Origin of the sequence: Kitasatospora sp. NPDC101447, from assembly GCF_044767225.1 — a bacterium.
Taxonomy (GTDB): Bacteria; Actinomycetota; Actinomycetes; order Streptomycetales; family Streptomycetaceae; genus Kitasatospora.
The window spans coordinates 5,839-30,314 of sequence record NZ_JBIWNL010000058.1; the positions used below are offsets into that span (position 1 = coordinate 5,839).

At 71.1% G+C, this 24,476-nt stretch carries 24 protein-coding genes and 1 pseudogene; 10 read left to right on the plus strand and 15 right to left on the minus strand.

All coding sequences use genetic code 11. The features are described 5' to 3' along the window. Positions 1 to 126: 126 nt before the first annotated feature. Both ACIRST_RS40485 and ACIRST_RS40490 read right to left on the minus strand, forming a co-directional pair. Positions 127 to 1,245, minus strand: a complete 1,119-nt coding sequence (locus ACIRST_RS40485; RefSeq protein ID WP_402809388.1) for a sigma-70 family RNA polymerase sigma factor — start codon at positions 1,243 to 1,245, stop codon at positions 127 to 129. After that, complete coding sequence (locus ACIRST_RS40490; RefSeq protein WP_402809391.1) at positions 1,238 to 1,504, minus strand: hypothetical protein; 267 nt, start codon at positions 1,502 to 1,504, stop codon at positions 1,238 to 1,240. The genes ACIRST_RS40485 and ACIRST_RS40490 overlap by 8 nt, the downstream gene beginning before the upstream one ends. Positions 1,505 to 2,269: 765 nt before the next feature. Between ACIRST_RS40490 and ACIRST_RS40495 the strand changes: the two genes are divergently transcribed. Both ACIRST_RS40495 and ACIRST_RS40500 read left to right on the plus strand, forming a co-directional pair. Then, a complete protein-coding gene (locus ACIRST_RS40495) occupies positions 2,270 to 2,584 on the plus strand; it encodes a hypothetical protein (protein ID WP_402809394.1) in 315 nt (104 codons plus the stop codon). A gap of 538 nt (positions 2,585 to 3,122) precedes the next feature. Further along, positions 3,123 to 3,233, plus strand: a pseudogene (locus ACIRST_RS40500) (Ku protein); the annotation flags it as partial. 282 nt (positions 3,234 to 3,515) lie between these two features. Here ACIRST_RS40500 and ACIRST_RS40505 read toward each other — a convergent pair. Together ACIRST_RS40505 and ACIRST_RS40510 are read right to left on the minus strand one after the other, a co-directional pair. After that, positions 3,516 to 3,869, minus strand: coding sequence for a hypothetical protein (locus ACIRST_RS40505; RefSeq protein WP_402809397.1), 354 nt, complete (start codon positions 3,867 to 3,869; stop codon positions 3,516 to 3,518). 76 nt (positions 3,870 to 3,945) lie between these two features. Then, on the minus strand, positions 3,946 to 5,556 hold the full coding sequence (locus ACIRST_RS40510) for a restriction endonuclease fold toxin-2 domain-containing protein (RefSeq protein ID WP_402809400.1): 1,611 nt from the start codon (positions 5,554 to 5,556) through the stop codon (positions 3,946 to 3,948). Between the two features lie 273 nt (positions 5,557 to 5,829). On the opposite strand from ACIRST_RS40510, the gene ACIRST_RS40515 reads away from it, so the two are divergent. Continuing rightward, positions 5,830 to 5,952, plus strand: coding sequence for a hypothetical protein (locus ACIRST_RS40515; RefSeq protein WP_402809403.1), 123 nt, complete (start codon positions 5,830 to 5,832; stop codon positions 5,950 to 5,952). A gap of 38 nt (positions 5,953 to 5,990) precedes the next feature. Here ACIRST_RS40515 and ACIRST_RS40520 read toward each other — a convergent pair whose 3' ends face one another. From ACIRST_RS40520 to ACIRST_RS40535, 4 genes are all read right to left on the minus strand, one after another. Continuing rightward, positions 5,991 to 8,912 carry a hypothetical protein gene (locus ACIRST_RS40520; RefSeq protein ID WP_402809405.1) on the minus strand — a complete coding sequence of 974 codons (2,922 nt, stop codon included), beginning with the start codon at positions 8,910 to 8,912 and terminating at the stop codon, positions 5,991 to 5,993. Positions 8,913 to 8,921: 9 nt separating this feature from the next. Beyond that, the gene (locus tag ACIRST_RS40525) at positions 8,922 to 9,158 is read right to left on the minus strand and encodes a hypothetical protein (RefSeq protein ID WP_402809408.1); all 237 of its coding nucleotides are present in this window, start codon (positions 9,156 to 9,158) and stop codon (positions 8,922 to 8,924) included. Between the two features lie 1,220 nt (positions 9,159 to 10,378). Next, a complete protein-coding gene (locus ACIRST_RS40530) occupies positions 10,379 to 10,864 on the minus strand; it encodes a hypothetical protein (protein WP_402809410.1) in 486 nt (161 codons plus the stop codon). A gap of 119 nt (positions 10,865 to 10,983) precedes the next feature. Next, on the minus strand, positions 10,984 to 11,178 hold the full coding sequence (locus tag ACIRST_RS40535) for a hypothetical protein (protein WP_402809413.1): 195 nt from the start codon (positions 11,176 to 11,178) through the stop codon (positions 10,984 to 10,986). Positions 11,179 to 11,817: 639 nt separating this feature from the next. Between ACIRST_RS40535 and ACIRST_RS40540 the strand changes: the two genes are divergently transcribed. Continuing rightward, the gene (locus ACIRST_RS40540; RefSeq protein ID WP_402809417.1) at positions 11,818 to 12,060 is read left to right on the plus strand and encodes a hypothetical protein; all 243 of its coding nucleotides are present in this window, start codon (positions 11,818 to 11,820) and stop codon (positions 12,058 to 12,060) included. Positions 12,061 to 12,593: 533 nt separating this feature from the next. Here the strand turns inward: ACIRST_RS40540 and ACIRST_RS40545 are convergent. Both ACIRST_RS40545 and ACIRST_RS40550 read right to left on the minus strand, forming a co-directional pair. Further along, positions 12,594 to 13,103 (minus strand): hypothetical protein, encoded by a 510-nt coding sequence (locus ACIRST_RS40545; RefSeq protein ID WP_402809419.1) that lies wholly within the window; start codon positions 13,101 to 13,103, stop codon positions 12,594 to 12,596. Next, entirely contained in the window at positions 13,100 to 13,912 is an 813-nt protein-coding gene (locus ACIRST_RS40550) for a NucA/NucB deoxyribonuclease domain-containing protein (RefSeq protein WP_402809422.1), read from the minus strand. Before ACIRST_RS40550 ends, ACIRST_RS40545 begins: the two co-directional genes overlap by 4 nt. Positions 13,913 to 14,714: 802 nt before the next feature. Between ACIRST_RS40550 and ACIRST_RS40555 the strand changes: the two genes are divergently transcribed. Then, positions 14,715 to 14,963, plus strand: coding sequence for a hypothetical protein (locus ACIRST_RS40555; RefSeq protein ID WP_402809425.1), 249 nt, complete (start codon positions 14,715 to 14,717; stop codon positions 14,961 to 14,963). A 112-nt stretch (positions 14,964 to 15,075) separates the two neighbouring features. Then, positions 15,076 to 15,510, plus strand: coding sequence for a hypothetical protein (locus ACIRST_RS40560; protein WP_402809427.1), 435 nt, complete (start codon positions 15,076 to 15,078; stop codon positions 15,508 to 15,510). A gap of 257 nt (positions 15,511 to 15,767) precedes the next feature. On the opposite strand, the gene ACIRST_RS40565 is transcribed toward ACIRST_RS40560, so the two are convergent. Then, the gene (locus ACIRST_RS40565) at positions 15,768 to 16,025 is read right to left on the minus strand and encodes a hypothetical protein (protein WP_402809430.1); all 258 of its coding nucleotides are present in this window, start codon (positions 16,023 to 16,025) and stop codon (positions 15,768 to 15,770) included. A gap of 297 nt (positions 16,026 to 16,322) precedes the next feature. On the opposite strand from ACIRST_RS40565, the gene ACIRST_RS40570 reads away from it, so the two are divergent. Together ACIRST_RS40570 and ACIRST_RS40575 are read left to right on the plus strand one after the other, a co-directional pair. After that, positions 16,323 to 17,351, plus strand: coding sequence for a hypothetical protein (locus ACIRST_RS40570; protein ID WP_402809432.1), 1,029 nt, complete (start codon positions 16,323 to 16,325; stop codon positions 17,349 to 17,351). Positions 17,352 to 17,372: 21 nt separating this feature from the next. Next, positions 17,373 to 17,582 (plus strand): hypothetical protein, encoded by a 210-nt coding sequence (locus ACIRST_RS40575; protein ID WP_402809434.1) that lies wholly within the window; start codon positions 17,373 to 17,375, stop codon positions 17,580 to 17,582. A 210-nt stretch (positions 17,583 to 17,792) separates the two neighbouring features. Here ACIRST_RS40575 and ACIRST_RS40580 read toward each other — a convergent pair whose 3' ends face one another. Beyond that, the gene (locus ACIRST_RS40580) at positions 17,793 to 17,975 is read right to left on the minus strand and encodes a hypothetical protein (RefSeq protein WP_402809436.1); all 183 of its coding nucleotides are present in this window, start codon (positions 17,973 to 17,975) and stop codon (positions 17,793 to 17,795) included. A 1,149-nt stretch (positions 17,976 to 19,124) separates the two neighbouring features. Between ACIRST_RS40580 and ACIRST_RS40585 the strand changes: the two genes are divergently transcribed. Next, positions 19,125 to 19,733 carry a hypothetical protein gene (locus tag ACIRST_RS40585; RefSeq protein ID WP_402809438.1) on the plus strand — a complete coding sequence of 203 codons (609 nt, stop codon included), beginning with the start codon at positions 19,125 to 19,127 and terminating at the stop codon, positions 19,731 to 19,733. 287 nt (positions 19,734 to 20,020) lie between these two features. On the opposite strand, the gene ACIRST_RS40590 is transcribed toward ACIRST_RS40585, so the two are convergent. Both ACIRST_RS40590 and ACIRST_RS40595 read right to left on the minus strand, forming a co-directional pair. Next, positions 20,021 to 20,635 (minus strand): hypothetical protein, encoded by a 615-nt coding sequence (locus ACIRST_RS40590; protein ID WP_402809440.1) that lies wholly within the window; start codon positions 20,633 to 20,635, stop codon positions 20,021 to 20,023. A 522-nt stretch (positions 20,636 to 21,157) separates the two neighbouring features. Continuing rightward, positions 21,158 to 21,790 carry a hypothetical protein gene (locus ACIRST_RS40595; RefSeq protein ID WP_402809443.1) on the minus strand — a complete coding sequence of 211 codons (633 nt, stop codon included), beginning with the start codon at positions 21,788 to 21,790 and terminating at the stop codon, positions 21,158 to 21,160. A 634-nt stretch (positions 21,791 to 22,424) separates the two neighbouring features. Here ACIRST_RS40595 and ACIRST_RS40600 point away from each other — a divergent pair. Further along, the gene (locus ACIRST_RS40600) at positions 22,425 to 22,856 is read left to right on the plus strand and encodes a hypothetical protein (RefSeq protein WP_402809446.1); all 432 of its coding nucleotides are present in this window, start codon (positions 22,425 to 22,427) and stop codon (positions 22,854 to 22,856) included. Between the two features lie 395 nt (positions 22,857 to 23,251). On the opposite strand, the gene ACIRST_RS40605 is transcribed toward ACIRST_RS40600, so the two are convergent. Then, on the minus strand, positions 23,252 to 24,418 hold the full coding sequence (locus ACIRST_RS40605; protein ID WP_402809448.1) for a protein-L-isoaspartate O-methyltransferase: 1,167 nt from the start codon (positions 24,416 to 24,418) through the stop codon (positions 23,252 to 23,254). Positions 24,419 to 24,476 lie beyond the last annotated feature (58 nt).

Genomic DNA, 24,476 nt, shown 5'->3' on the forward strand with positions numbered 1-24,476 from the left:
GCGGGGGGGGGGGGGGGGGGGGGGGGCGCGCGCGGGGCGGGGGGGGGGGGGGGGGGGGGGGGGGGGGGGGGCGGGGGCGGGGGGGCGCCCCCCGCCGGGGGGGGGGCCCCCCCACGTCGGGATCCCCTACGCGGCGGTGCCGGAGCGCCAGGGGACGTCCTGGTCGCCGACGCTCTTCAGCGAGGGCCGCTTCATGATCACGGCGAGGCGGTCCTTGGTCAGGTTGAGCGTGCTCATCAGGCGCTTGCGGGCGTGGCACAGCGTCGTTCTCGCGCAGCCGGGCGTGATGCCCATGATCTCCGCGATCTGGACGGGCGTGCTGCCCACCTGTGCGAGGCGGATGGCGCGCTGCTGCTGGGGAGGGAGCTTGGCGATCTCGCGTTCGAGGAACTCGCGCTGCATCTCCTCGTGGCGGCGGATCGCCGCCGCCGCCCCGGAATCCTCGGGTTCGGGACCGTCACCGGGCGCGGTCCGGGAGCGGCCGGGCGGCATGCCGCCGCCCGCCCATCCGGTACTCGGGCTGGGCCCAGCGCCCTGCGCGCGGATCAGTTCCTCGCGCAGCCGGCGCACCTCGGCCTCCAGCGCGGCGATCCGCTCGGCTCCGCCCTGCGGAAGCCCGGCCGGCAGGTCCCCGGCCGGCGCCGTGGCGAGGCGCAGGACCGGCCGGGACGCGGGCTCGGGAGCCCCGAAGAGCCCGAGCCTGCGCGCGGACGCCGTCAGTACCTCTTGGGCATGGGCCAGGTGGGCTCTCACCGTCGTGGGATGGACGCCCATCTCTTCAGCGATCTCCTCCGTCGACCGCTCCTCGATGTAGGTCAGCCACACCACCTGCGCTGTCCTGGGGGCGTGCTCGGCGACGTCGTCGAGCACGCGTCGCACGACGTCGTACGCGGCGACGGCCTCGCTCGGGTCGTCCGTCCCGGGCTGGTCCGGCAGGTCGGCGACCGGAACCGGGCGCGTCCTGCGGAAGTACTCCGTCGCCCTGTTGCGCGCCGCCTTCATGAAGTACGCCACGCGGTTTTCCGGCTGGATGTCGTCCCAGCGCTTGACGACCGCGATGAAGGCTTCCTGGACGATGTCCTCGGCGTCCGCGGTGCTGATGCCCATGCGGGTCACGTCGGATACGGCCTTCACCCAGACCTTTTTAAGGAGCTGTGTGAGCTCGTGGGTGCGGGGGCCCCCGGCGGGGCCGGGGTTGACCCCGGCCCCGCCGACGGCACCGGCATCGGTGCCGGTGTCAGACATCGCGGCGCTCCGCGAACGGCAGCATCACGGCGGCCGCGCCGCCCAGCACACCGATGGTGCCCTCGGCGCTCCAGCCGGCGACCAGGGCGCAGAAGATCACGATCACCACGACCGCCCCGCCGGCGCCCACGAACGGCCACACCGACGGGTACCGGCCTCCACCGGCCGCGCCGGGCTGGACCGGTGCGCCGTGGTACTGCAGGCCCGCCGGGACACGGCGGACGATCGCCCGGCGTCCGGTCACCTTCTGGCGGTGCATCGCCGTGGCCGGGCGGCCGGCCGGGCGCAGCGCGATCGGCAGACGGCGGTCGGCCGGGCGGCGACGGGTCTCGGGGCGCCGCGGCTGAGGGGACCGGGACGCGGGCAGCGCAGCGGGCTTGCGGTGGGCGCAGCGGGCGGGGCGGCCGGGGCCGCGGGAACCGCGCGGGTCACGGGCGGGCCGTGCACCGGGACGGGGGCGAGAGGAAGGAGTGTGACCCATGGTCAGTTCCTGTCTGCTGTACGAAGGGAAGGGGTACTGCGTGACCCGTCGGGCGTCCGCGACTCGGCAGAAACACTGAGCGCCACGGGGGTCAGCTCGACATCATCGCGTCCATTCGCGTGATCGCGCAGCGACACACCGTGGCGGATCCGTGTGAACAACGCCACGAGGTGCTTGCGGGCTCCGCGGCTTAACGCTGCTTAACGCCTGACCCGTCTGAACACATGTCACCGCGCCTTTCAGTGCGGGGACACCGGACGATCACTGCGCTCCTCCCGGCCCGCCGGGACGGCGGGCAGCGGCTGTCCGAAGGGAAACCCGGAACCGGTGCGCGACTCGGCAATAAGTTCACTGCACCAGTCCCGACACGCCCCAGGCCTATGGAGGACGACTCCACCAGGGCCCGGCGCATCCGCCCCGCCCGGGCCAGCCCGGGCGGGGCGCACAACCACACACCTCGCACGACTTCCCGGCCCGGCCGGACGCAAAGCCCGGCGGCGGGGCGCAGCCGGGCGGCGGTTGGGTCATCCGTACGATTGCGCGGTGGGCAAGCAGAAGACGTACGAGTACCCGGATCATCTGGTCGAGGCGCAGCGGGCGCTGGTGGCTGTGCAGGCCGAGCGGCGCGCGTTCCTGGCGGCGCTCGGGCCGTGGAATGGTGACCTGGAGGCGGCCCGGGCGGGTTTGGCCGAGGAGCAGCTGGCCGAGTCGGCGCGTTTGGAGGAGGCCGAACGGCAGGCCGCGCACGCGGTGTGGGCGGACGGGTTCTGGGCGGAGCTGTCCGGCAAGGAGCGTGTCGAGGCCCGCAGTCTGCTTCAGCACGTCGACGGCCAGGCTCCCTCGGCCGAGGCCGCGTAGCCGGACCGCCCGGGTGATCCGAGGCGGTTCTGCGGATTCAGGCGGTGTCGTCGGACCAGTCCCAGTGCGACAGGTCCGCTGCGGGGTGCGTCGGGCCGCATAGCGGCCGATCTCGGGCGCGAGCGCGGCGCCGCCGGCGGGGTCGCCGGCACTTCAGCCGGTGACGTCCAGGAGCAGCCCGCCGACGAGCCCGCCGTACACGTGACCCGGCTGGGGACCGGGGTCGGGGTCGTCATGGTCGGTTTCCTGGACCGTCCCCGAATCAGCGCCTCGTCGTCTCAGCATCCCAGTCGGCACCGCCACCATCGCCGGCCCCCGAGGGGCGGTGCGGGGTTTGGCCGGGCGGGCTGTTGTGCAGTCGCCTGGGTAGGGCGTCGCCGCGTGGCTCCGAGTGGCCCGGCAGGGCGGCGGCGCCCACCAGGCCCAGTCCGGCGTGGGGACCGGCCTCGGTCCGGTGACGCTGGCCGTGACCCGTCCGGACTTGCGCGCGGCACCCGCCACGGCGGACCAGGCCTGGATGAGCGTGGGAGGCCTCGTGATGGCCCGACCCGTGTGGACCGGAGTGCTCACGTTCGGCCTGGTCACCGTGCCGGTCGCGCTGTACACCGCGACGCAGTCCCACGACGTGCGCTTCCACCAGCTGCAGCGCTCCAGACCCTGCTGTGGCAGGACGAAATCCGCCCGCCCGCCGGCATCGCCCCCGAAGGCGTCCAGCTGCGCCCCGCAGAGGTCCAGCTCGCCCGGACCCCCATGGACGCCATCACCGAGGACTTCCGCATCGAAGCCAAGCACGACGACTACACCCACGCCCTGGAGCAGGTCGTCGAAGCCCGCCTCGCCGGCCTCCCGCACGAGCTTTGCAGGGGCTGGGGGCGTGGCGTGCAGGCGACATTTCCGGCGGTTGTGTCCGTGAGTTGCCCCCTGCCGCCGACTACTGGAAGGGCCTCAGGAGCTGATGGATCCCGGTTGAGAGATCTGCGTGGTGGATGTCGCCGCCGAAGTCGTTCGTCCACATGATCTGCTGCTTGGGGGCAACGGCGGTCAGCAGGGTGAAGACAACGCGGAAGGGGAAGTCGATGGGGTCCTGGTCGGGGAAGGAGAAGAACTTGCGGTCGTCGAAGTAACTGAACTCGCGGAGCTCGTCCCGGTAAGGGACGGAGATCGTGTAGACGTTGAAGCGGGGGATGGGGCCGACGAGGCGGGCGTGGGGCCAGTTGCTGTGCAGAGCTTGGTCGAGCTGTTCGGGGGTGAAGTCCCAGGAGCCGCCGTGTTCCTGGTCCGGCATGATGAGGTACTTGCCGCTCACGGGTTCCTCTCGGGTTGCGGCAAGGTGGGCCCTGCCGTCTGGCTGGAGTGCGGGGTTACTTCTCGATCCGGGTGCGGCCCGGGACCTTCTCGGCCGCCATGATCGCGTCGAAGTACGCGGCGGCCTTCTCGTCGTTGGTGATGATTTCAAGGTGGTTGATCGGCTTGTTCCGCGGATCCTTGAAGGCGTTGGCGTACCGGGCGTTCTCCCACGTCTGATCGGCGAGGGCGTTCTCGTAGACGATGGGGAAGACGTTGTCGACGTTGTCGAGGCGGAAGGGCGACTTGCAGTTGGCCTTCTGCCCGACGTACTTGCTCTCGACGGCGGCGCCGTCCTTGGGACGGATGCCGTCCGCGTCGAGAGTGGCCTCGCTCCCGGGGATCTTCGGATTGTCGAGCGTGGTGTACATGTTGTACTCGCGGCTGCCGGCCACCTTGATCTGGTAGGCGCGGCGGGCGGCGTCCTCGGGGGTTTTCGCGTTCGCGGGGTCGTTCGCCTTCTTGGAGCGCTTCGGGTCGGTGGCTGCCTCGGCGTCGGCCATCCACTGCTCGACCTTCTTCTGGTCCGCCGGGGACAAGTCCTTGAATCCGGAGTTCGGCAGAGGCGGGAGCGGCGGCAGGTGATCGGTGACGTTGTTCGTCACCGGGGGCTTTCCCGCCGCAGCCGCATCGCTCGCGCCCGCCAGCACGACTGCGGTCCCGGCCGCCGCAGCTGTCAGGGCAGTGCCGACCGGAATCAGGCTCGCCTCGGCCGCTTCGACGATCGCTGCGGCCTCCGCCAGGACCGCGAGCTCGGCACTGCCCTCGACCGCGGCGGTCATGGCGACCGCAGCCGCGCCAGCCTCCGCGGCGATCGCGGCCTCCCCACCGGCAGCCGCGACGTCCGAGAGTCCGAACGACACGAAGGTGAGGACCAGGCCGGCGCCCGCGACGATGCCCGCACCGATCGCCAGGTTCTGGAGCGTGTCACGTAGGTCCTCGATCTGCTTGGCGTAGGCCTCGCACGCCGTGCCGAGCTTGTAGGCCGCGTTCGTGACGCTGTTCAGCAGCGGCCCGGACGTCGCGCAGCCGTCGTGCATCTTCGCCCAGTTCTGCACGAAGGAGGTGACGGCGCTGGACTCGCTGGTGTTGGTGACCCGCTGGACCCGGATGTCGCCTTCTGTTCCGAGCTTGCTGGCCAGCTCCGCCAGGTGTTTCCAGTCCTTGGCCGCCTGCCGCAGCCGGGCCGGATCGCCTTGCGGCCAGAATTTGGCGAGGAAGTCGTGTACGGCTCCGCTGTCGGTGTGGCCCGCGGCGGACTGGATCTTTGCCTTGACGGGCTCCTGGTCGCACTGAGGGTTGGTGGAGGCTGGGAGCTTCTGCGGGGCCATCATCGTGGCGGCGACGTCGCTGTCGCTCTGCAGGTAGTTGATCGCCATGGTGTAGAGACCGTTCGCGGTGCCCCCGAGGTGGGCAACGGCCTGGGCCATCGCGTCCACCAGTTTCTGAGCGGCGGGGTCGTACTTCGCGGCGAACTTCTTGCCGGTGTCGTCGTCGCCGGCCATTCCTGCGGCGGCGTCCAGGGATCCGACGAGGCCGCTGTAGATCTGCGCCGCCCAGTTCTGCAGGTCCGAGAACCCCGCAGAAGCCAACAGCATGTCGGCTGGCTTGACGTGAAAGCCGGTCATGACCCCCCGATCGCCCGTCCCCGTCCCCGTCCCCGTTCACGGTAGCAAGGGACAGCACAGAACTTCGCGGCCCTGGTCGAGCGTCACCGTGTGAAACGGAGGAGTCGCCGACTCCGTTCCGCAGCCGGGCGCCACCTCGCCCGCGGTGAGTAGGGAGGCCGACCACGTCGGCCGTAGGCAGCCACATCACCGGCGCCAGGCCAGAGTCGTCCTGCTCGGCCTGGGCGCCGGCCGCCACCAGAGGGGCGGGCAGATGGGCGGTGAAGACGAGGTGTGGGACCGGAACGGCATGATCTCGCCCAGCTGATCGGTCTCCTGGTCCTGGACGAAGCGCAGCACCACCAGCAGCGGCTGCGCTTCGTCTATCGAATGCCGCACCGGGTCGTGTCGACGTGACGAGCGAGCTTTCCGGGTCATCACGTCCTTGAGTGGCTTCAGTTGCCGAGCCCTACCGGTCCAAGATCGTCGTCGTCGCCTCCGCTCCCGCCTCTCATGGCGCGGGCCTCAAGATGCAGGGCCCGCTGGGCCGCGTACTGGCTGCCGGCTTCCGCGGCCCGCGAGTACCAGGTCAGGGCCTTCTCCTGCATACCGGCCTCCCGGAAGAGATCCCCCATCTCCCGAACCGCCCGACGGTCCCTGGCATCCACGCGGTGCTGGAGCCAGGCCACTGCGGCATGGAGACCACGATGATTGCACAGCAGCCAGACCGCCTCCCGGTAGGCGTGCCCCTCCCCCGCGTCGGCGGCCTTGGTGAACGCCGCGACCGCCTCGTCCACCAGCGTCCGGTCGCTGTCGCACTTGTCCCGCAGGATCAGCCCGATCTGCATCGACGCCTTCGAATCGCCCAGCGCGGACAGCTCCCGGAAGCACCCCAGGGATTCGTCGGGCCGTTCAGTCGTCCGGTAGAGCACCGCGAGCCGCCACAAGGCCATCAGGTCCGGGGGCGTCGCCCCCGCAGCCTCGCGATAGAGCGACAGCGCCTCGCTCTCCCGGCCTGTCGACGCCAGCAGATCCGCCAGCGGCAGCATGCTCGCACGGTCCCCGTGGTACACCGCCGCCCGGTACATCACGATCGCCTCGTCGTCCCGGCCCAGCCCCTGAAGATGCTCCGCAGCGTTGCGCCATCCCGTCAGGTCCCCCGCCTCCCCGGCATCCGCGTAGAAGCGCAGGGCTCTCGTCCTGTCCCCCGCCTCCCAGAGCAGGTGCGCGGCCTCCCGCAGGGCAGCCGGCCTTCCCTCAGCTGCCACTGTCCGCAGCCATCGGACCGTTTCCTCGGTCCGGCCGTTGCGCTGCATCAGCGAGACCGCCTCCCGCAGCGCGTGATCGTTCCCGTCAGCCAGCGCCGCCTTCTGATAGATCGCAACCGCCTCTTCGTCCCGGCCTTCGCGAAGCAGCCGCCGTGCGGCCGCAACAGCGGCGTTGACATCGCCGGCCTCAGCCAAGGTCCTCAGCCATGAGATCGCCTCGTATGGCTCACCGTTCTCGCTCAGCAGCCTGGCAGCCGGCTCAAGGGCTTGAGGGTCGCCGGCTTCCGCAGCCCGTTGATACCACGTTGCCGCCTCCTCCAGACGACCTGACTGCTGCAGGAGGGCGCCGGCCATGTGCAGGGTATGGGTGTCCCCCCTCTCGACAGCCGTGTGAAGGTTCCGGGTCTTCAGCAACGGATGGACGTTGCGGCGCGCAGACAGGAACTGGGCCACGGCCCCCCGGGTCGCGTTGACATCGGCCAGGGCCAACCGGGGATCCCGCCCGACAGCTGCGGTCAGCGAGACAAGATCATCGCCGGTGAACCGGTCCGGCACGTTGACGGCACAGTCCTCGACCAGCGTTCGCGCCGCCGTGGCAACCGCCCCGGTCGACCCCCGTGCCCGGTCCAGCAGCGCCGCCGTCGCCGATATGGTGCCGACCACCAGCACCGGGGCACGACGCTGGTCGTGCAGAGCGTCGAGGATCTCGGCGTGAACCCGCCCAGCGGCAGCGCACTGCGCAGGATCCAGGTACCGGTCGATCCGGTCCAGCCACACCACCGTGCGCGGCCCGGCCTGCGCCAGCACCTCGACCACATGCTCCCCGTCCAACGGGTCCGTCGGGTACCCCAGGCGCCACGTCCTGGGCAACCGCTGCAGCGCCTCCCAGCAGCTACGCGACTTGCCGGTCGCCCGGCGGCCACGGGCAACGACCATCGCACTGTGACCCTCGACGGCCTGCCGCACGACGTCGTCGAGCGCCTCGTCGTGGTCCCGCCGAACATAGGGCACCAGGACCGGCAGCACGTCCTCGGCGTCCGCGAGCGCCACCGCTTCCCGAACCCCGAGAGCCAACGGGTCCGCCTCGGCCACCGCACACCCGTACGGCCGCTCCGCCGCTGCCCGGATCCACAGCTCCCGGGCCTGCGCGCCGGCCGTCACCGGCTCGACCCCAGCCATGCGGGCCACCACCACCGCCACCGCCACCGCGTCCACCTGAAGCCCGAGCGCCGATGAGTGCAACAGCCTGTTCACCGTGTCCCGCGTCGGCGCCGAATCCAGCGAGTCGTCCAGACGGACCGCCGCGGCGATGTCCGCCAACGACGGCCACCCCGCCTCCAGGTACAACGTGTGCACGAAGTCCTTGAACTCCCGCACCGGCCCAGGCCGCACCCAGGCCCGCGGAGCCGACGACCGACGCCGCGACCCCCCGATCCTGCGCGCCGAAGTCCCCGCCTGGCCATCCCGCAGCCGCATCCCTACAGCTCCGGCTCCCCGTTCATGGCCCCGCATCCGTCCCACAGCCTGAAGACTCATCCACAGGCGCTCCCACACGGCGTCCGGATAGCCCGCCGCCGGCGAACCATCGAACTGTGAGATCACCCGCATGAACACACAGAACACCTGCTCGGTAGGCACCACCCCCGGCTGCAGCGCGTCCCCCAGCGTGCTCCGGGACAGGCTCAGGCCCATGCCTTTGGCCCGCTCCTCCACCGCGCGCAGCGACGGGCTGCCGCTCAGCAGCAGTGCCGTACGCATCTGCTCACCCAGCTGGTGCGCCTCGCTCAGCAGCTCGGGCTCACGCCAGTCGGTCGAGACCTGTCCACGTGCCGCTGTCGAGTTCGCTGGGGTCTTGCGCCACAGCCGCTCGGCCTTTCGCATCTCCGACGGGGTGGCACCGCAGGCCCGGGCGAAGGCCTGCACGATGTCCAGCCCTGGACGACGGTGCCCGGACGCAGCCCGGGAGAGCGTGGCGACGGATAGGCGCGGCGATGTGCCTTCGGACATCTGTGCGTAGGTCTTTCCACTGCGCGAGCACAGAGCCTGGAGGAACTCGGCGAGGTGCCCGGCGACCGCTCCCTCGGCGATCGCCTTCTTCGGCCTTCCCACGGCGTACGCTCACCTGCGCCGGCGTCCTGCGGAGGCGGCCGATACCAGCCGTCTCACCAACTCGGCCGCCGTCACGACGGCCGCGCTGGACAGCACGATGATCGTCTCGGTCGACATCCCCATCGCAGCCAGCGCGACGAAGACGGCCAGTACCGCCACCGCCAGGACGACGACGCCGGCGGGCACCCGCCCGTCGGCGCTGCCCTCGCGGATTCTGCTCCGTTCGGGCCTGTTCTGTGTGTTCATGTGAATTCCTTCCGATGGCCACAGCCCTGACGAGACATCAGGTGCGGGAAGGGGTCGTAGTCCTCCACCGCACCGCGTCGCTAAGTGTTGAACATGCCGAAGCCCTGGCTGAGCCATTGGACGTTTTCTTCCGCCAGGGCTTGAAACAACCCGGACCCGCCTCAGGGGGTCTCCGCAGATCAGGGCACCGGAGTCCTGGCAGTAGTCGACGCTTGTCCGGTTTTCAGTCCGGCGTCCGCGCCACCCTTGGGCTTGTTGCATGGTTGTCCGGGTTTCGGTGCAAAAACAGATCCCCCTCCGTGACCTATCTGTACTGGTCAGAGCGCATTCAATGCCGCGCGCATCTGCCCGAAGCAGCACGGTGTCCGGCGCAGACGCGTCGCAACCCGCAACCGCTTCCTCCCGGACGCGACACATTGATGACAACCTCCCGGCCACAGCCCAGACATCCACGCCGGGGACCGCCGTGCCCCGGTCGTAGCGGAGCCGGCAACCAGCCACCAGGCTGGCCACGTTCGGGGACGCCTCCAAGGCGTCCCCGAACGCCCATCCACCAACCGGACGGCAGCCTCCGAACCACCGAAATCACGGCGAATCCGGGAACCCCCTCCCGCGGGTTTCGACATTCCCGCAGCCCAGGGCGAGCCAGCGGGCTCGTGCCTGGTCGTCCGGACGACCAGGCCGCCCTGGATGAGGTCCTCGCTCGACCAGGTCCGGCAGCACGCGGTGCTTACCGGCCGGGGCGTGCGGCCAGGCAGGGCGCGGGCGACACTGTCCGGACGCCACCACCAACCACCGCCCTTTTTTTCGGGGTGAAAACCACGCCCGCCGGACCGTCGCTCGTATGCTCGGATTCAGATGCGGTCCAGGCCTGTGAACCAACGCGCTATGCGGCGAATGTCGCGAGGGTCGACCTGTCGGATTCGGACTCGGCGGGACGGTTCAGCGCTAGGCACTGGCTGGGGGTCAGGTTGGCCAGCGGGCTGTTCACGAGCAGGGGTCCGTACCGGGCGGGGACCTGGTGGGCGTCGGGGGCGAGGACTCGGTGTAGCGCGATCAGGTCGGCGTCGCAGCGCGAGCACAGGCGGAAGCCGGCAACGGGCGCGAAGTCAGTCGTCAGCGCGTAGGAGTCGCTGGAGAGATCCTCCGCTTGCAGCGCGAACTGAATGCCAAGGGCACTGGCACGTGACCAATGGCAGTCAGCCCGATCGAGACGCTGGCTACGAGTCCGAACGCAGCCCCAGCATGCTGTGCTGCACCACACCGGCGGAAGCGTCGGCGACTCCCGAGGCCTGACGCACCACCTCCACCATCTGTTGATGAAGTTCCACCGCTGGCTCTCCGAGCACGACACCGCTGAGCACCAGCTCCAGCATCAGACAGTCGTAGTCGGCCGAGTTCCCATGAAGGCCCCCGCGGCCCGCTTCCACGACGGCTGAGGCGATCCGCCAGCCACCACCCTCGACAGGTGCGAACGTCGCTTCGAAGACGCCAAAGCCGGTCCAGCTGCGGTGCAGATAGACGACCCTGTCCTCAGCGAAGACGTTCCACTTCTCATCCATGTCCCGGGCCCGATACCCCCTCCGGATCCGATCCCAGTCGGCGTCCGTCCAGACACGACCGGGGAGCTGCGACATCGGTCCGGGCGTGTTGATCGACAGAGCGCGTCGGAACGACTCTCGGGTGAGCGGGGCATCAGCAGTCATGACGCGATCCTACGGATGGACCACTCCGCCAGGACAGCGACTTACCTCCAAGATCAGATCGCCCGGCAGGGCGAGCGAATCCAGCCACCTTCCGGACGCGTCATCAATGCTCTGATCAGCTATTTTGCAAGATCGAAATTACTCTTACCCCAGATAACAAGCCAGCAGAGAAACGCCACGACCGTGCCCAGGAACAAGGGCATCTCGAACAAGATGGCCGCGGGAAACATCCTCGAACCAGTCCCGGTGGTCAGGCTGGCCATGACCTGCGCAACGGCAAACAGCACAAGCGCCGCCTGCGTAGTCAGCGCCAACGGTCGAGGATCAGCCACCAATCCTCGACCGAGAGCAGCTCGATGAGCCGGACTGAATCCACTGTCAGGGCGCCCTGATTCCACGAACGAACTCCAACCGCACATGGCTGCGATGACGGTCACCGCAGAGACCGCCTGGAGGATAGAGGGAGCCCGAACGGATGTCCGCACAGCTCATCGGTTGCCGGACGAGGCACACATCGACCAGCTCGCACAACCGATCCCAGGCCGCGCGGTTTCATCCCATAAGGCAACAAACGCAGCAGAACTGACGGTGAAGCGGGCCCGAATCAGCCTCCTGGTTCGGAGAACAGGAGCAGTTGTCGAGGGGCCCCGACGAGCTCGCGGTACGCGCGCCCCGGGCGGGCCCGGGGGTGGGGGTCGTCGTGGTCGGCCCCGTAGACCCGGCCCCGCATCAGCGCCTCGTCATCCACGCGGGTCAGCGTCTCAGCCGGCACCGACACCGCCGCCGGGGGTGCTCCGCGGGGTTTGGCCGGTCGGGCCGCTGCGCAGTCGCCTGGTAGGGCGGCTGGCTGTCCTGGGGAACGACGAAGGCCCGGCGCTCGCGCGTCGGGCCTGGGCCGAACCGGACGGCGTAGTTGGCAACAGGCCGGCCGGTTGTCCGTCTCCCACCAACAAGTGAAGGACACCGATGATGGTACCCGAATCGCCGTTCCGGTTGAGCAGCCGGACGACGGCACCCCGTTCCCCGGCGACCTGCTCGTACTGCGGCTGACGGCCCCCCGCACCGCCCCGACGGCGGGCCACTTCCTGATCGCCGACTGGTGCGGCGGCGACCCCGGCAGCGGCTTGTTCGAGATCAACCTGCCCGCCGTCATCCGGCACAGCCCGGACGGCGTCCAGACGTTGGGCTGGTCGTGACCCGCGGCCCGCTGCCGGCAGGCCGGGGTGCGGAGTGGCGCGGCCGCCGGCGCCGTAGCGGCCGATCTCGGTCGCGAGCGCGGCGCCGCCGGCGAGGTCGTCGGCGCTCCAGCCGGTGGCGTCCAGGAGCAGTGCGTGGAGGGGGCCGTCGGCGCTGATTGGGCGGCCGGGCTGGCCGCCGGGGAAGGGGGAGTCCGTCTGGGCGAGGACTGTGTGGCTGCGGCGGGCGGTGGCTTGCTGCGGGGCCGGCTCGGCGAGGGAGATCTCCGGATCGAGGGGGCAGATCCGGGCGCCAACGGGCGGCGCGCCGACCGGACCACGGGGCAGGGCAGGAAGTCCTGCAGGACCTGCTCCCTTGGCCCGCAGCGGGAGAGGAACGGGCAGGCAGCGGGAAGCCAGCAGGTACAACGAGGCGGCTGGGGGCTGCGGCTGATGAGACTGACTGGCCGGCACCGGCCAGTCAGTCTCATCAGCCGCGCCCTGCTCCGCCTGGAGTGCGGTGAGCAAGAGGGAGAAGTCCCGTCGCACGTCCTTCAGCGGGCCCTGATGTTCTGTCCGGTGGTGTCGGTGAGCTTGTGCCGGATCTCGTCGGCTGTGGGGGCCGGCCAGCTCTGGACCAGGTGTTCTTCGACGATCGGCTCCGTAAACTCCGGCAGTGCGGCTGCGCGGTCGCGTCCGCGTGCGTGGATGCGGACCCGGTAGTCGCCGGGGCCACCGGCGGAGATCCGGTCCAGGTGGTAGAGGGCGTCGTGGGTTCCGTCGGGTTGCATGAGGCCGCCGCGTGGGCTGCGAAAGCGCATGCTGACGTCGACGACGTCGTCCCACGGGTCGAGATCGAGGGCGGGTTCGGCCTCGAAGGACTGGAAGCCGACGGTGATGGTCCCGTGGGCGGTTCCGGTCATGATGATCGCGTGGCTGCCGCCTCGGGTCGAGACGAGGCCGTTGAAGTTCCTGTACATCGACGGGTCGATGTCAGGAGTCTCGTCCTGGATCCAGTACTGGTGGCTGCGGATGTCGACCTGGACCGTCCGGAGCCCGGTCACACCGCCACCCAGTACTGGTCACCTTCGAGGACGCGCTCGTTCTGGACGAAGCTGGAGATGTATCCGGCCTGAGAGTTCTGCTCCGCTTCCGGTGCCCAGACGGAGCCCGAGTTCGGCGGTGCGCTGTTGGGGTTGGCCGCGCCTTCCCTCGTGGTGGCGAACGGGTATTCGTCGCAGGTGGTGCCGGCCGGCTGAGGACCCGGGGGCGGGCATGCGGCCCGGCGGTTGGCCCTCTGCGCGCTCGTGTCCCGGGTGAGTGGCCGGCCGACGCCGACCAGGCCGTAGTGGAGGCTTCCGTTGGTCTGCACAGTACGGATGTTGGCAGCGATCGCGGGCAGAAGCGCCATGGTGTTCAAGGACGGCTGCCCGTAGTAGGAGACGCAGCCGGCGTAGGAACCGACTTGATCGTCACAGCGGTAGGACGGACTGTTCCAGTCCGATGAGGTCCAGGTCCCGCCCCCGACGACGCTGATGGAGGCGTGGTAGTCGATCTCGTCGAGGTGCTGGGTCGTCGTGCCGTCGGTGAAGGTGCTGGTCCAGGTGATCACGTCACCGACCTTGATGGACCTGCCCGTGGGAAACGTGGACGAGGCAGTGCAGGTCCCGTGACAGCTCGGCGTGAAAGCCGCGGTCATGGGCGGCAGAGGACCGGTCGCGCTGACAAACTCCCACGTGTCGGTCTCGACGAACGTGCGGGACGTGGCGCTGTACTTGATGTACTGGGAGAGAAAGGCCTCAAGCGTCGCCGACTTACCGCCGGAACTCTGCACTGTGAGGTGCGTCGGCTCATCGACGATGCAGGCCTCCATCCGGCTGGTCTCCCACTGCTTACCGCACCACGTGGGCATCCCCAACGGAACCGACGCAGGACTCATCGCCGCCCGCGACACGCGAGCCGCCGTCGCCGGGGACGCCGACCCGCACACCGGCTGCCCACTCTGACCCTCTACCGAACGACACACCGAATCCGCAGGGTCGAACGATGAGAGCCCAACATCAACCGCGCTGATGACCGAGACACCGCTCGCATACGCTGCTCCGCCGGCGGGTCCTAACAAGCCGAGACCGAGGGCAACCGCCGCAGCGCCGACCGAAAGCTTCCGGACCGCTTCCAACACCTTCTCCAATCGTCTACCGGCGGACACTCCACCGGATGGTGACGCAGGCCCGGGACCAGCGTGCCTGAAGACCGCGCTACCCCCGGCGCGTCCTACTGACACGAACGAATCAACTGTCGTGCACGGTTCAATCGGGTGTGGACACAGGCCCCGCCCGGACCAGCCCGGACGGGGCGGATTTCCGTGCCCCGTGGAGGCCGGACCGCACTCCTTGCCCGACAGTGCGCCAGGCAGCGGCGGGGCCGGCCCCGCCGCGCCCGCCACCTTCCCCAAGGCCCTGCGCCCCGCCCCCTGCTCGCGCCCGCGCCGCACCGCCGGCCTGTCCGAGCCGGTCACCGGGGCGGTGGCCTGTCAGGGCGGGAGCTCGCGGCACGAGGGGCCGTCCCATGGGGGGTCGGCCGGGGATCGTGCTGTTGGAGGACCTCCCCGCGTCCTCTGGTCCTCCAGTGCGACTTCGCGATCATGTCGGTCTCCCGGTCTACCCTGGCTGGCCATGGGCTACGACGTGCACATCACGCGGCGTGTGAACTGGTGGGCTGACGAAGGGCAGGACATCAGCACGGCGGCATGGGATGCAGTGGTCGCTGGTAATCCCGGCCTTGCGATGGCGCCGATGTGGTGGACCGCCGGCCGGATCGTGTCCAAGAACCCGAGCGATGCGGTGATCGCGACGATGTGCCAGGTGGCGAAGGTGCTGGACGCGCGGGTTCAGGGCGACGACGGTGAGTACTACGACGCCTGACGTACGGGTCACGCCTGACACCGTGGCCGACGCGCCCGCGCCTCGCACCGGCGGAGTCCCACTGGTCCCGGGTGACTTCGTCTGGCCGACGTGCCACGAGTGCGGTGGAGCCATGCAGTTCCTCGGCCATCTCCCCCTCGATATCGGCGTGGTCGCGGTGTTCTTCTGCCAGAACGATCCTGGGATGTGCGACGACTGGGACGCCACTTCCGGCGCCAACCGCGCCTACCTGTTCTCCGGTGAGCTCACCCCGACCGCTGTCCCGGCCGACGGCGAGACGCTCTTGGGCGCGGTCACCGCTCTGCGCCTCCATCCCGCTGACGAACCCACGAAGGAGCCGGTCCTCGGACGGGTGGGTGGGGAGCCTGACTGGATCCAGGGCGACGAGACCCCCGAGTGTCCCTCGTGCGCCACCCGCATGACGTTCACGGCCGAGCTGGCGGAGGGCCACGACTTCGCCACCTCCGCGAACTTCGGCGGCGGGGGCCGCGGTTACCTCTTCAACTGCCAACCCTGCCGCCAGGCCGCGTTCCTCTGGCAGCGCTGAGAGCCGTCCCAAGAGCCATGCGGCGTGCGTAGTTCAGACAAACCGCGACGCCCCAGGCCTGCCCGCCGGGGAATGCACTGGTGACGAATCGCGGCAACAAGACGCCCGGGCGGGCAGTGCACGAGCTCGGCCGGCAGACCCGGCAGCCCCAGGGCCGACCGGACGGCGGCGCCTGCGGCACCACCAGGCAGACACCGGCCCGACCCGCGCCGCGCGGACACACCAGAGCGGGGCGCAGCAGCGGGTCGAGGGCGAGGTCAGGTGCGCCGGTGGCGTCCGGTCGGGCGGGCCGGGCCGCCGGGCGGGGGCAGGTCGACGGCGGCGGGGACGTCGACCAGGGCGGCGACGTCGCTCGTCAGCGTGCCGCAGGCCGGGCAGGCACCCGGCGCGGCCAGAACCCCGGGCCCGGCCAGCACCTCGAACATCAGCAGCGTCCGTGCGCAGTCGGCGCAGCCCAGGGGCCCGGCGCCCAGCTCCGGGCGCACCTCCACCCGGTCGAACCCGTAGTCGTCCATACCGGGACCAACGAGTCGGGGGCCCGCGGAACACGGGCCGCTGCGCGGCGGCCCGGCCCCTGCCGGGACCCCGTGCAAGGGAGCGCTGCGCGGAGAGATCGTGGAGGACCGGGGCCGCGGCATCGCGCCGTCGGTGCCGTCGCGGGCACCGGCGGCCCAGGGCTGCGAGCGGGCACTGCGGCCGGCACCCAGGTGCCGAACGCGCCCCGACAGCGGCAGCCCGACGGCCACCCCACCGGCCCAGACCCGGGGCGGCGGAGTGTGGGACGATCCGCCGACCGATCGGAGGAGGGCGCTGTGGAGCGGTGGGCGTACGGGAAGGCTCTGGGGATCGCTGCCGGTGAGGAGCCGGCGGTGGTCGAGGTGGTGGCGGCCGCGCTGGACGCGCTGGGCAGGGAGGACTCCGGGGGGCTGGGGCGGGTGCTGTGGCACCTGGGCGGGACGCTGACGTCCATGGCGCACGGTGACGACGGCGTGGACGTGGTGGTGGCGGCGTTCGCGGCTGTCGCGGTGGCGCTGGGGGCCGAGCGCCGAGCCTGGCGCCGGGACACTGTGGTCCGTGTCACCGGCGGCGAGTACGGCGGCCGGGCCGGGACCATCGACTGCCCGGTGTGGGATCCGGACCACAAACGGCGCACCGTCGCCGACGGCGCCCCCACCTCCTACCGGGTGCGCCTCGGCGACTCCCTGGCCGTCGTCCTGCCCGCCGGGCAGCTGCGGCCGGCCGGCGTGCAGACCTACCCCGGCGTCCACTTCCCCGTGGCTTTCACCAGCACGTGGACGGGATGCCTGGTGTGGGGCGAGCGCCTGCTGCGCCACCACAGCGCGACGCGAGGCGCCGAGGACCCGGTGGCCGTCGCCGATCCGGCCGCGCTCCTGCTGGCGGCCGCGCTGCTGGACGCGGCGACCACGGCGGGCCTGGCCGACCCGGCCGACGGGTCCGCGCTCCTGGACGTCCCCCTGCCCGCCGTCGCCGCTCTCCTCGCCGGTCACGACGACACCGCCATCCAGGCCCTGCTGGAGCGCACCCGCCCGCCCCTGGCCGCCACCGCTCAGCCCCTGGACGCCCTGCGGGCCCTGTGGGACGGCCCCGCGGTCATCCCCGAACTGCACCACCGGCGGCGCGTCCAGCGCCTCGCCCACACCGTCATCGTCACCCACCAGGCCGCCGGGCAGCGCCCGGACACCGACCCCGACGACCACCTGACAGGCCGCAGCGTCGTGCGTCTCCGAGACCGCCTGGACACCCTGGCCGCCTGGGAACACCGGCGGCGGGCCGAGGCCTGGGCCGCGCTGCTCCTCGACCACAACGGCGACGACCGGTAGAACCTGGTGTCAGACTGGATCATGACTTCCGTCGACCGGCGCCCGCTGTGGCGCCCCTTCTCCGAGTCCGACATCGAGCTACCCCTCCAGCCCTCCCCCGGGGCCCGGCTCACGGCAGTGGAACGCGCCCCGTTCCTCGAACCCACCCCCGCCGCCGAAGCGCAGCAGAGCGCGCGCGGTGCCCGTCGGCCGCTCGGCCCCGGCGGCCTGGCCGCCGCCACCGACAGCTGACCCACGACGGCCCGACGGCGGCCGGCTGCTCCACGGCCCGGCCGTCTCGTCCACCGGGCTGGGCTGTGCGTTGGTTGCTACCTGGCCTACAGTGGGGGCAGGTCGGCGTTGACCGGCCGCGAACGAGAGAAGCAAGAAGACCGCCCGGCCCACTTTTCCAGGGCAAGCCGGACGGCCTCCTCTCAGACCGTCATCTGGGGCCTGGTCCTATTACATGGGGCCGGGCCCCATGTGGTTGTCGCCGAAGACGGCCTGGATGATCACGATCGCGAGCTTCGCGATCGTGGGCAGCGCGGGGATGACCAGCGCAGACCAAGGCGTCCGACGGGATCCGGGCTTGATGACGGGGGTGTTGCGCGCCGACGTACGGCGCTTGCGGCGACGATGCGCCATTGCAGCCTCCTAAGGGCCAGGGGTGGCGGCCGCGAACGGCCGCCGGGGCAGACGGACCTGTTGGTCCGTCAGTTCGCGGTGGCCTAGGAGACCGGCGTTCGCCGTCTGAGTCGAACTTTAGGCGATGCGCCCCCGGTCGGCGCAAACGCATGAGGGGCCGCGACCACTAGTACTGGGCACGGAGAGGGCTCTAGCCACTACATCTAGGCCTCCGACACTCCGAAACTTCTGGAACTCCGGCACCTCCAGGCCGTCGACGGCCAGCCGGCGCCGCCGAAACCGCCCCGCCGGGGCGGGATGACGACGACAGGCCGCCCCCACTGTGACTGGGCGGCCTCGGTGACGGCGACGTCCACGGAGTCGACAGCGTCGCTCAGCCCGCCGGCCACCTGCTCCGGGCCGGGCTCACAGGACACCGTACGGCGCAGCACCGGCAGAACCTCCCACAGGGCCCCCGGCCCGGGAAGGGGCCGGCACCGGGCCCCATCCGGGCAAAGCCCCTCTCTGTCGGTCAGGTTCGCTACAGTCGAGTGCAACAGCCCGGCTCCGGCGGGGATGACCCTGGAGTCTGTGGCGCCAGGGATTGGCCCCGCTTTCGTGGGGATGGCAGTTGGCCTTGATTCGCCGGCACGTTGTGCCTGTGATCGCGGGCAGCGGAACGCCCCTGCGCCCCTCCGGGCGAGTTCCAGGAGGGCGGGGGCGCCTCGTTGTCGACTCCCCGCCCCGTGGACAAGGCCACGGGGCCGGCCAGAGCCGGAGCCCTGTGGCATGAGCCCGATGCAGGCGGCCACCGAAGGGAAGACGCTGAGGCTGCAGGGGCAGCAGTGCGGCGCGGCCGGGGAAGCCACCGGTGCACGGCAGGAGTCCGGGCCGGGCAGCAGGCAAGCGGTGGCCGCAGACGAACCCGGCCCGGGGCCGGGCGCCAGGTCTCGGCGTATGACCACGCACCGCCCGGACCCGAACGGGGCATCCTTGCCTGTCGGGGCGCCGTCGGGGCTCCGCGCCGCTGATGCCGCCCCAGGGCCTCGTCGAGCGCCGCCGAGGCGACCCCGAGCGTCCGCTGCCATGCAAGCACGACCACGCCCAGCACAACCCGAGACCGTCGTCCGGCGGCCCCGGAGTCTCTACCCACCACAGCAAGGAGGCACCATGCCTGACCAGTCACGCACCTCCGCGGTCGCCGCCGCGATCGCCGACATCGACACGACCTGCCGGCACTTCGCCGACCGGCTCGACGAACTCCGCGTGACCGACACCGTCCGGCGGGCCCTGGTGTTCCCCGCCGGACGGTTCGCCCGGCTGCCATCCGAACAGCCAGGCCAGGCAGGCAACTGGGCCTACCCGAGCGGCAGCACCAGCCGCTCCCTGACCGCTACCGAGGTGAACACCGCCGTAGACCGCGCACAGCATCAACTCCGCGGCACCGCAGCCCTGCTGCCCGGCTGGCGCACCGAGACCGAAGCAGACCTCCGGTCCGGCAAATCGAGTGGAGACACGAGCACTCCGTTGGAGGCGCTTGCGCGAGCCGACGCCAGGATGGACCAGATCCGAAACGGCATCAGCATCCTCCGCTCTCCGTTCCCGGGGCTCTACCTGCCCATCGATGACGACTCCTACACCGATGCCGAATGGGCTGACGACTACGACAACCTCTCCCCGGCAGCCGTCCACCTCGGGACTGCCCTGCTACGGCTGGCCATGGGCAGCCCCGGCGGAGCGCTCGCAGAGATCACGAAGGTCCGCACGCGCCTGGCGTAGTGGTCGGCTCCGGAAGTCCTTCGGGGTTGACCAATCCTCAGGTGGTTGTAGTGCTTCACGAATGCGCGAAGCTGCAACCACCATCGCCCCCATCAAGCGATGGACCAGACCGCCCCTGTCCGCACCGGCGAGCGCGGGCAGGAGACCTACCGTTCAGCCCTCGGGGCGGTCGACCCCACGTCGACATCACATCTATGAGCGGAGTCAGGAGTCATCCCGCCGCGCTCTCCAGCCGTCCGAGAACCTCCAGCAGCGCCCCGCCCCGGCGGTTGACCATGTCCGTGGGCTCACTCTCGAAGGTTCCTCGACCAGTCGCCCCGAAAGCGATAAGCACGGCCGTCACCGACCTGCTTCATCCCGCCGGGAACAACGTCCCCGTGGTACGGATACTGCTCCGTCACCGCCGCCAGCAGGAACTCCAGAAAGCCGCCCTCGAAAAGGTCCCACTCCAACATCGAGTCGAACTTGGCGGCGACCGGCCACCGGTCCGGATCCTGGCCCTGCATCAGCCAGAAGAAATGGTCGGAGTTCCCGTTGTTGCCCCAGCTCAGAAGCCCGCCCTCGGCCGGGAACAGCGGATACGGGCACTCGTCGTAGTCCCCATCCTGGTAGGCCTGGGCCAGCATGGCGGTGTATCCGTAGGGATCCGTCGTAAAGTGCACGAACCCCTCGAAGCCGAGCGGCTGCCAGGCCTTCAGACTGGGCGCTGCCGATGGTGTGTAGATGTGCAGCTCGTCGCTGATGCTGACCATCCCGTACCGGTCGGCGAACGCCCGGTAGTCCGCGGGCAGCTGGAAACCGAGCACCTCCGGCCCGAGCTCCCACGGGACCGGGACCACCCCGTCCGCTGGCGGCGGCCCGATCACCGCGGCGAGCCGGTCCAGCATCTCCTCATTGTTCACGTCTACTCCCCATCAGCCGCCCGTCCTCGCCGGAGGCTATCTGCTTCCCAGGCGGATGAGCAGGCCGGCCAGCTGCGGCCAGACGGCTTTGGCGTGCATGTTCAGGAACAGCTTGAGTTCGGAGCCGGGTGTGTTCCGAGGACGTGTGCACAGCGGGGTCTCGGCCGCTGGGCCGTTCACGTCGCGAGCGGGCCGACGGCTTTGAACGGCCCGACACCGTGCCGCCGCGCCACGGGTCCGCGGCAGCGCCGCGCGGTCCCGATCCGGCGGGCCGGCAGCGCGGCAGCCTCGTCAGGCTGGGTCCGGACCGGGCAGTCAAGATCAGCACCGTCCACGCCGGGCACCGTAACGCCCGCCACCGACACCACCGGCCGGCCCGCAGGGTGCGGCGTGGCCGGGTCCCGGGGAGCAGGGGGGTGTTCCGCGGGGCCCGGCCGACGGGGCCGGCAGCGCTCGGGGCCGAGGCGCTGCTGCTGCTCGGCGGCCCGATGGTGTGGTGGTGGGGCCGCCGTGACGGGAATGCTAGACCTGCTGGCCGGTGGTGGCCAGGGCTCTGGCCTGGGTTTTTTCGGGCGCGGGCATGCCATCCGGAAAGTGTTGCTCGGATGCTTGTTCCTCGTCCTGCCGGCCGTACGGGGTGTCCTCGGCTGTGGGCGGGATGCGGCCGCAGTCGAGCACGCCGTGCAGTGGCACCCCGCCGAGGAAGATTCGCTCGGCATCGCGGGCCTGCACGGCCGGGTCCAGCACTCCTCGGAAGAACGTCTTGGTGAGGGTGCGCTGCTGGACCGCGTGGACGAAGTCGCACGCCATGGGCACCCCCAAATAGGCCACGGCCGGATGGTCGGGCCGTGCGGGGTCGAGCACGGCGCCGTCGGCGGTCGAACACCACGCGTGGGCGCGCACCGTGCCGTCACCGGCCAGCGCGTATCCCTCGACGTAGGCGCCGGGCAGGAGCCGGGCGATACGCAGCGCGTTGCGGTGACACCGTCCGGCCGCGCCGCGGCGCGGGACCCCGGAGCGGGGCCACGGCGCTGGAGTGAACAGGCGGCCCTGGTCGAGCACGACACGGGCACCCCGGGCGCCGGCCGTGGCGGCCATCACCGCTACGGCCCTGAGGAGGGCGCGGTCGTGACGCGTCGGCAGGTCTGCGGGCACACACCGAGTCTGCGCCCGCCCGATGAGCCCGGCCCGGCGACAGAACGTCCGCTGACCCGAGCGAGCGAACACCGCTGCTGGCGGGCGAGTGCGAGTCGGCCTCGCATGGCCGAAGATCCTCGACTCCTACAGGTCCAAGCTGAAGGGCTGAAGACCCACTGCGGCTGAATGTTCGTAGCCCCGGCCCCGTGGCGGCGAGGCCTGCCAGCCGTGGTCCGTCCAGGGAACAGCCGATTCGGATCGGCGCCCGGGCGGGCAGATCCCCCGCCTGACCACTTCCGCTCGGCCCCGTCGCCGTTGTCCGGCCGCGCCGGGACTGGCGGGGCGGCCGCGGGGCCGGTCCCGGTCCGGCGGGGCGGCCGCGGGGCCGGTCCCGGTCCGGCGGGGCGGCGGGTGCTGCCGGACCTGGACCAGCGAACACCCCACGTACGGTGGCCTGGTGGTCCGTACGACCTGGCACGAGCCAGTCTGTCCTGCCTCGGCCGCGCGCGGAGCACCCCAGAAGGCACCGCCGGGCCGGGCCGTCGGCGGATCCACGTAGGCCAGGCCAGCGACGCGACGCCCTCCGCTCGGCGGGGGTGCAGCAGGCCCGGGGCCGGGTGGCCTGTGGTGGCCTCGCGGTATGTTGCCGGTCATGGATGATCGTATACATGACGGTCGGTCGTTTCGGGCGTTGCTCGACGGGCTGGGGGCCGATGGTCCGGAAGGGGTGCGTCGGCGCCGGGTGGTGGCCGGCGCGCTGGTCGCGGTGGCGCTGCTCGGGCCGAACGTGTGGGGGCGAGCGGGTGTCGGGACCTGGTTCGAGGTGTGGATCGGCGTGGAGGACACGCTTGAGTCCGCCGCACTGATCGTCACCGCGATTTTCCTGGCGCGGCGTTCGCGGTCGGTCGCGTGGGCCGGGGGCGTGAGCTTGGTCTTGATGCTGCTTGGTGCCTTGTTCCAGGTGATGATGGCGGCGAGCGGCGACAACGCTTCGTACACTGCGCTTCCCATGTCCCTGCTGCTGATCAAACTGCCGACCGTGTGGGTGCTGTCGGTCCTGGTCAGGCGCGGCAGGCAGTGGTGACTGACCGGCCGTCCGCGGACCGGGGCGGCTTCGTCTGGGGCGATGGTGTCCACCTGTGCACGGTCAGCTCCAGGAACTCCACCTCGGTATGAAGCTCGGGGCGCGTGAAACGCACCTCGCTGCCGCGCGGCAGGCCCAACCCACCTCCGGTGAAGGGCAACACCGGCGCAGCGCGGCGCGCCGCTCGGGCCCGGCCACGCCGCTGCTCACCGAGCCGGCGCACAGCAGCAGGCCGCCAGCCACGACGGGGACGCCGACCAGGACGGCGCGCGCCGAGGTGCCACCCGGGCCGCCGGGCAGCCAGCTTCCGATCACAACGGCCGCCACCTGCAGGTGCTTGACCTTGATCCGGTCAGCGACGGCGGTCTCAGGGCTTTGCCGGGGCCGTGGTCCGGTCACCGCGTGGCTGGGTGCAGGCTCCTGATCGGCCATCTTGGGCCGCTATCCGGGTCACCTTGCCATGCCCACTGGGCGTCAGGAGTGACGGTGACGCCGTAGTCGTAGAGGCCCGGACGTTCCAGCTCCTCCCACCGGGACCAGGCGGTCATCAGCTCGTCGCCGATCCGGCGCGGCCCGCCCTGGGCCAGCACCGGCTGGCCGTTCACGTCCGAGCGGATCTCGGCCCACGACTGGTGCCCGTCGTGCACGAGGATGACCGTGGCGTCGCCGTCCTGTTCCGTGAACAGCACGGCGTCTGGGACGGCGACACGGAGTGCGAACCGGAGGTGCCAGTTCCTCAGGCCGGCCGGGTCACGGTCCAGCGCTCGGCGCGCCTCGGGCTCGGCGTCGCCGCGCACCTGCGCGTACGCGTCGGGCCCATTGCTCGACTGAGCCGGTCCGGTCCTGTCGCCCATGAACTGGGCCAGGCCGTGGACCCAGCCGTGCGCGGCGCCCCCGTCGTCGGCGACGGTGAGGGCGACGTATCCCAGCCGGCCCCAGGGGTAGACGATCCGGCCGCCCGGTCGTACGGCCCCTACCCAGGACCAGGGAACGGTCTCCACTGCGTAGGTGGCGTGGAGCCGATCGACGAGGCCGCCGCCTGGCACGCCCCCGCCGGTGCCGTCGCCCACCGCCACCTCGACGTCGAGACCGGCGTCCGCGAGCCGGGCCCGTGCGAACGCGGCCAGGTGCTCATCGACTTCGGTGGTGGCAACCAGGCCGGGCCCGGCCCGCCAGGCGGCCAGGGCTGCCGTCCAGCCCTGCCCCGTACCGACGTCCCACACCCGGTGGCCCGGCTCCACTCTGAGGCTGTCCAGCATGTCGGCCACCGCGGAGGGTGCGGACAGTGACGACGACGGGCGGCCGTCGGTGAGCTGGGTGATGGCCGCCGCGTCGACGCCGGAGTACAGCTCGGCGGCCCAACCGTTCGGATCATTTGCACGGTCGAGGGGCACGTAGGCCGCGCCGTCCCAGCGCCACAACCGGTCGGGGGCGAACCGGTCGCGCGGCAGCGCGGCGAAGGCCTCGCGCAGCCACGGCGAGTCATCCGGCCACGCCGCGCGCTGCATCATCTGCGCGTCCAGGTCGGCCCGGCACTCGGTCAGGCCGCCGCCGTCGCTCACCGTCAGCCCTTCTTGTGCTTGCCGTCGCTCGGCGGCGGCGGCTCGACCTTGCCGTCGG